Here is a 6081-nt window from a genome sequence, read left to right as displayed (position 1 = left end):
CGGGCGTAAGAGATTTGAAGGGAGCTGTCCTTAGTACGAGAGGACCGGGATGGACAGACCTCTGGTGCACCAGTTGTCGTGCCAACGGCACAGCTGGGTAGCTACGTCTGGACGAGATAAACGCTGAAAGCATCTAAGCGTGAAACTCCCCCTAAGATAAGATCTCTCATCCGAAAGGAGTAAGGCTCGACGTAGACTATGTCGTTGATAGGTCGGAGGTGGAAGTGCTGCGAGGCATGTAGCTGACCGATACTAATAAGCCGAGGGCTTGACCTAAAAGGTCAAAGAAGGATGCAGGCGCTTGTGAGCGATGGAAAGTTGTTTCACTGTTCGGTTTTCAGGGTACAGAAAAAAGCGCACCCGAAACTCAAATCAAAGCCCAGCGAAGCGGGTTTGATTTGAAGAGGAGACACAGCGAAATGAGCGAGCTTTCGGCGTAAGACGGAAGCGAGTGATATGGAGCTTGTGTCGACGACATGCGCCTTTAGCTCAGCTGGTAGAGCAACTGACTCTTAATCAGTGGGTCCCCGGTTCGAATCCGTGAAGGCGCACCATCTGGCCCGTTGGTCAAGCGGTTAAGACGGCGGCCTCTCACGCCGCAAACATGGGTTCGATTCCCGTACGGGTCACCAGTACCATTCAAAAGTTTATAGTGATTTTAGTCGCGCAAGCGGTTAAAATAGTTGGTGTTGATTAGGGCGAGGGTCCACCCGTTCCCATTCCGAACACGGAAGTTAAGCTCGCTTCTGCCGAAAATACTTGTCTGGAGACGGACCGGGAAGATAGGTAACGCCAACACAAAAAAGGACGAACAAAACTGTTCGTCCTTTTTCTTTTCCAGAATTACCTATTGTACCAGAAAGCGACATTTGATATAATAATTTCGTCTGATTATCGTAAACCCAAAATGGAGGTAAAAAGCAAGATGAATTGGAAGAAATTTGAACGGCGAGCCGCTGCATTGGCTTTGGCTGCCGTAGTGGGGGTCCAGCCTGTTCTGGCAGGATCCTATAAACTTACTGTGCCTTCCGGCTATACCAGTCCGTTTATTGATGTGCAGAAGGGTGACTGGTACTACAATTACGTAGCGGTCCTTAATAGCATGGGCATTATTGATGGCTATGGAAATGGATATTTTGGAGCTGATGACCCCTTAAGCGCAGGAGCGGCTCTGGTCATGGTTCTGAAGGCTGCGGGAAGCGGAACGATTGCCGCGACAGACAGCCACTGGGCCAGCGGCTATGCAGATTATGCAGTGTCCAAGGGCTATCTGACCAGCGAAGAGATCGGCGATGATTTGGATGGAGATATGCCTCGTATCTTGGTTGCCCGTCTGGCCGCCAAAGCGCTGGGGCTGAGCCCGTCGGAGAATAAATCCCCCTTCTCCGATGTTGACGATGGCTACTTGACTGCTCTTTATGAGATGGGAATCGTCACCGGCAGCACAGAGAATGGAAAGACAGTTTTCCTGCCGGACAAGCCGATCAGCCGTGCAGAGATCAGCGTAATCGTGTGGCAGATCGACCGGGTACATACTTACGGAAAGCAGATTTTGTTCCAGAATACCTATTATGATATTTTAGACGGTGTTCCCGTGAATTCCTATGATAACAAATACTTCTTAAAGGGCTCCGACGGCTATATGACCTACACGGAGCCGGGGGTAGAGACGGAACTGGGAATTGACGTATCTGTCTATCAGGGTGAGATCGACTGGCAGAAGGTGGCCGACGCCGGCATCGATTTTGCAATTATCCGCGTGGGATATCGCGGTTATGGCAGTGAAGGCAAGATGATGCCGGATAAGTATTTCACTCAGAATATCCAGGGTGCCTTGGATGCCGGACTGGATGTAGGCGTGTATTATTTCTCTCAGGCCATCACTGTTGAGGAGGCTCGGGAGGAGGCCGCATATGTCATTGAGCAGGTAAAAGATTATGACCTGACCTATCCGGTGGTCTTCGACTGGGAGCGCCAGAACTATGCCGGTTCCCGTACACAGACAGTGCCCAGCGTGAGCACCATGTGTAAGATGGCCAATGCCTTCTGTGAGGATATCACGGCTGCAGGTTATGAGGCCATGGTCTACTTCAATCCCTCTGAAGGGTATAAGCAGTACGACCTGAGCCAGCTGATGGACTATCCCTTCTGGCTGGCCCAGTATAACAGCGTTCCTACGTTCTACTATGACTTCGATATGTGGCAGTATACCTCCACTGGTCGTGTGCCTGGCATTTCCGGCAACGTGGATATTAACCTGCGTTTCTTCCGATAACAAAACAGAGCGTCATAACTGCTTGCAGTTATGACGCTCTGTTTTTAGATTTCAGGGAATTGCAGCAGCTTTTGAGCATTTCCGCCCAGAATCGCGGCTTTTTCTTCTTCGGTAAACGGCAGAGAGCGGATGCGCTCCACACCCTGAGATTGGTCGCCCCAGGGGCTGTCCGTACCGAACAGGAAGCGGTGGGGGCCAAAGGTGTGGACCATGCGCAGGAACTGTTCCTGGCTGAGCATAGGCAGATCTTCGGGCTTATAATAGCCGTCATCCAGGGCATGGAGGGTGCCCAGAGAGTAGGAGGTGTCCAGATAGACCGGAGCATCCGCCAGAAGATCCTCTGCCTCGTCCCAGTTACGCCAGCCACCCATGTGGGCCAGAATCAAAGTCAGAGGGCCAACTTCCTTGACCGCGTGCTGGACCATGGCGGGAGTGACCCGCACCCGGCCGGGGAAGCCTACGTCCAGGCCGGAGTGGGTGAGCACAATGAGGCCCAGCTCAGCGGCCCGGTCCAGAATACGCAATGTGCGGATGTCGTCAAAATCCACGTCCTGGTAGACGGGGTGGAGCTTGATGCCCTTCAGACCCAGCTCCTTTACCCGGGCCAGCTCGGCGCGGTAGTCGTCGTAATCAGGATGGATACAGCCGAAGGAGAAGATCCCGGTCTGCGCAAACTGTTCATTGATGCGTGCGGAACTGTCATTGATGTGCAGCACCTGCTTAGGGCTGGTGGCCACAGGAAGGACCACCGAATAATTTACCCCGGCTTTGGCCATGGAAGCCATCAAGCCGCCGTTGGTGCCGTCCACATAGGATTTTGTGTGGGACATCTGCTCCAGCTTGGGAATAGTGGTGGAGGCCAGCTTGTCCGGGAACGTATGGGTGTGGATATCAATGATCATAATATCAACTCTTTCTTTGCGGGAAAGCCCCGTATGATTTTAAGTCAGCGGCGAAAAGCAGGCCGTATGATATCCTCCATAGGATACCACACGGCTCTGACTTTGAACATGGTGTTTCTTGCCCAAGAAATGGAGTTTTTGGCCCAAATTTTAAGAGAAAATAAAGATTATTCCCGCTCACCCAGTGCTTGACGCTGACGGACCAGAACTTTGCGGTCATAGCAGGAGAAGGCCGCGTCCACGAGATTTTTGTCCGGCTTTGGGGTAAGCAGGGATACCACTGGGACAATAACCAGACCGGACAGCATGCAGAAAGCGCCGGCATTGATGGGAGACTGGAGAAGCGTGGGGAAGTGGTCGCCCACAAAGATATTGGCCAGCATAAAGATTGTAGAAAACAGGAAGCAGACCCAGCAGGCCCCGCGGGTGGCCTTTTTCCAGTATAAGCTGTAAAGGAAGGGGGCCAGAAAGGCTCCGGCCAGAGCGCCCCAGCTCACGCCCATGAGTTGGGCAATGAAGGTGACACTGGAGCGGTACTGAATGATGGCCAGCACCACGGAGATGGCAATAAAGAGCACGATGAGTCCCCGCATGACCAGTACCTGGCTTTTCTCGTCGTCCTCCCGGATCACTCGCCCTTTGAGTACATCCAGGGTCAGGGTAGAACTGGAGGCCAGCACCAGGGAGGAGAGGGTGGACATGGAGGCGGAGAGCACCAGAATGACTACCACAGCGATGAGCACGTCGGACAGGCCAGAGAGCATGGTGGGGATGATAGAGTCATAGCCGTTGGCAGCCACATCCACTTGGTCGGAGAAGAGCCGACCAAAGCCGCCCAGGAAATAGCAGCCTCCGGCCACGATGGCGGCAAAGACGGTAGAGATGACAGTGCCGGTGTCGATGGCCTTTTCGTCCTTGATGGCATAAAACTTTTGTACCATCTGAGGCAGTCCCCAAGTGCCCAGGGAGGTGAGCAGAACCACCCCCAGCAGATTGAGGGGATCTGGGCCAAAGAAGGAGGCAAACACCCCGGGGACGGAGGAGACCTGCGGATCATTCACCTGAGCCAGTCCCTCCAGAGCGGCCAAGAAGCCGCCCTGACTGTTAAGAACTGCAGCGATGACGGCACAGATGCCAAAGATCATGATGATGCCCTGGATAAAGTCGTTGATGGCGGTGGCCATATAGCCGCCGGCAATCACATAGACCCCGGTAAGAATGGCCATGACCACGACACAAACGCCGTAGTCGATGTCAAAGGCCATGCCGAACAGGCGGCTCAGGCCGTTATACAAGCTGGCGGTGTAGGGAATGAGAAAAATAAAGATGATCACCGAGGCGGCCACCTTCAGCTTCTTGGATCCAAACCGCTTGCCGAAAAACTCCGGCATGGTGGCGCTGTCCAGATGCTGTGTCATGATGCGGGTGCGGCGGCCCAGCACCACCCAGGCCAGCAGAGAGCCAAGCAGGGCGTTGCCGATGCCTGCCCAGGTGGCAGCAATGCCGTATTTCCAGCCGAACTGTCCTGCATAGCCTACAAAGACCACAGCGGAGAAGTAGCTGGTGCCATAGGCAAAGGCAGTGAGCCACGGGCCGACAGAGCGGCCGCCCAGCACAAAGCCATTGACGTTGGTAGCGTGGCGGCGGCAGTAGAGACCGATACCCACCATAACGGAAAAGAAGATTAGAAGAAGCCCTACCTTGATTGCCATTGTTTCACCCTCTTATAGGGAAAAATATCTCCCTTGTTTTATTGTGTTAAACTGTAATGCGTAAAAGTGATAAAGTCAAGAGAAAATTGTGGCCGCCTGAGGGTGCGCTTTATTTGGAAAAAGAATAAATGGGGCAAATTTGTTGCTTTAACGCGGAAAATCAAAGTTTCTCTATACTTTTTTTCAAAAAACTGATAGAATAAACCCAAGAAAAATGTTGTCCCGCAGGGAACGGAGGCGGAGCATTCCGCCGGTTGGGAGGAATTTGATATGGCGATCTCCGGATTTCAGCAGCTCAAACAGGATCTGAAGCATATTCCGCCAAAGGCCGCCGTGGTAGCCGCGGCCCATGAGGAACATACACTCCAGGCAGTACGCAAGGCCCAGGAGGATGGACTCATCCGTCCGGTGCTGGTGGGTGACGCCGCCGAGATCCAAAGGCTGACCCAGGCCATGGGCTGGCAGGTGCCTGAGGAAGATGTGGTGGACGAGAAGGATGAGGATGAGGCAGGATGCGCCCGCCGGGCGGTCGAGCTGATCCGACAGGGTCGGGGCAGCCTGCTCATCAAGGGAATGATCCAGACCGGAACCCTGCTCAAAGAAGTGGTGCGCCACGGCACCGGGATCCGGGAGAGCGCAGTGCTTTCCCACGTGGCCATTCTGGACGTGCCTGCCTACCATAAGCTGATGTTCATTACCGATGGCGGTATGGTGGTAGCTCCCGACCTGGAGCAGAAGCGTGCGATTTTAAATAACGCCCTGGGCCTGTGCCGCTTTTTGGGCTACGATCAGCCTAAGGCGGCGGTGCTGTGTGCAGTGGAGACGGTGAATCCCAAGATGCAGGAGACGGTGGATGCCGCCGCCCTGAAAGAGGAAGGAGCGGCAGGAGCCTTTGGAGACTGCCTGGTGGAGGGGCCCATCTCGTTGGACCTGGCCACCGACCGGGAGGCGGCAGCCATCAAGGGATACCACAGCCCGGTAGCCGGAGACGCGGATATTTTCCTGGTGCCCAATATCACCGCAGGCAACCTGCTGGGTAAATCTCTGTATGGCCTGGCGGGGGGCGATATGGCTGGGTTGGTGCTGGGGGCGTCGGTGCCCATCACTATCAATTCCCGGGGCGCTACTCCGGCGGAAAAATACGATTCTATCCTCATTGCGGCCGCCATGGCCCGGTGAGTGGCATACCAGT

Annotated in this window: 4 protein-coding genes, 2 tRNA genes and 2 rRNA genes; 6 read left to right on the top strand and 2 right to left on the bottom strand. The window is 54.3% G+C overall.

Features of this window, described 5'->3' with window-relative positions:
* The 5 genes from ACLTXB_RS14070 to ACLTXB_RS14050 all read left to right on the top strand — a co-directional run.
* Positions 1 to 276: ribosomal RNA gene (locus ACLTXB_RS14070) — 23S ribosomal RNA — on the top strand; the annotation flags it as partial.
* A gap of 202 nt (positions 277 to 478) precedes the next feature.
* A tRNA-Lys gene (locus ACLTXB_RS14065) sits at positions 479 to 554 on the top strand.
* Positions 555 to 557: 3 nt separating this feature from the next.
* Positions 558 to 632 (top strand) — tRNA-Glu (locus tag ACLTXB_RS14060).
* Positions 633 to 682: 50 nt separating this feature from the next.
* Positions 683 to 798: ribosomal RNA gene (gene rrf / locus ACLTXB_RS14055) — 5S ribosomal RNA — on the top strand.
* Positions 799 to 925: 127 nt separating this feature from the next.
* Positions 926 to 2275 carry a GH25 family lysozyme gene (locus ACLTXB_RS14050; RefSeq protein ID WP_008982830.1) on the top strand — a complete coding sequence of 450 codons (1350 nt, stop codon included), beginning with the start codon at positions 926 to 928 and terminating at the stop codon, positions 2273 to 2275.
* Between the two features lie 44 nt (positions 2276 to 2319).
* Here ACLTXB_RS14050 and ACLTXB_RS14045 read toward each other — a convergent pair whose 3' ends face one another.
* Both ACLTXB_RS14045 and ACLTXB_RS14040 read right to left on the bottom strand, forming a co-directional pair.
* Positions 2320 to 3177, bottom strand: a complete 858-nt coding sequence (locus ACLTXB_RS14045) for an amidohydrolase family protein (protein WP_325207532.1) — start codon at positions 3175 to 3177, stop codon at positions 2320 to 2322.
* A 167-nt stretch (positions 3178 to 3344) separates the two neighbouring features.
* Complete coding sequence (locus ACLTXB_RS14040) at positions 3345 to 4889, bottom strand: sodium:solute symporter family protein (RefSeq protein WP_428227440.1); 1545 nt, start codon at positions 4887 to 4889, stop codon at positions 3345 to 3347.
* Between the two features lie 270 nt (positions 4890 to 5159).
* On the opposite strand from ACLTXB_RS14040, the gene ACLTXB_RS14035 reads away from it, so the two are divergent.
* On the top strand, positions 5160 to 6068 hold the full coding sequence (locus ACLTXB_RS14035) for a bifunctional enoyl-CoA hydratase/phosphate acetyltransferase (RefSeq protein WP_428227439.1): 909 nt from the start codon (positions 5160 to 5162) through the stop codon (positions 6066 to 6068).
* The last annotated feature ends 13 nt before the right edge of the window (positions 6069 to 6081 follow it).

This window comes from Flintibacter sp. (genome assembly GCF_046973065.1).
The sequence above is the reverse complement of the archived record's forward strand: the minus strand, read 5'-3'. Positions and strand labels throughout refer to the sequence as shown.

Coding starts and splice junctions, on each gene's coding strand:
- ACLTXB_RS14040 (WP_428227440.1), bottom strand. CDS start 4,889: ATGGCAATCAAGGTAGGGCTTCTTCTAATCTTCTTTTCCGTTATGGTG.
- ACLTXB_RS14035 (WP_428227439.1), top strand. CDS start 5,160: ATGGCGATCTCCGGATTTCAGCAGCTCAAACAGGATCTGAAGCATATT.
- ACLTXB_RS14045 (WP_325207532.1), bottom strand. CDS start 3,177: ATGATCATTGATATCCACACCCATACGTTCCCGGACAAGCTGGCCTCC.
- ACLTXB_RS14050 (WP_008982830.1), top strand. CDS start 926: ATGAATTGGAAGAAATTTGAACGGCGAGCCGCTGCATTGGCTTTGGCT.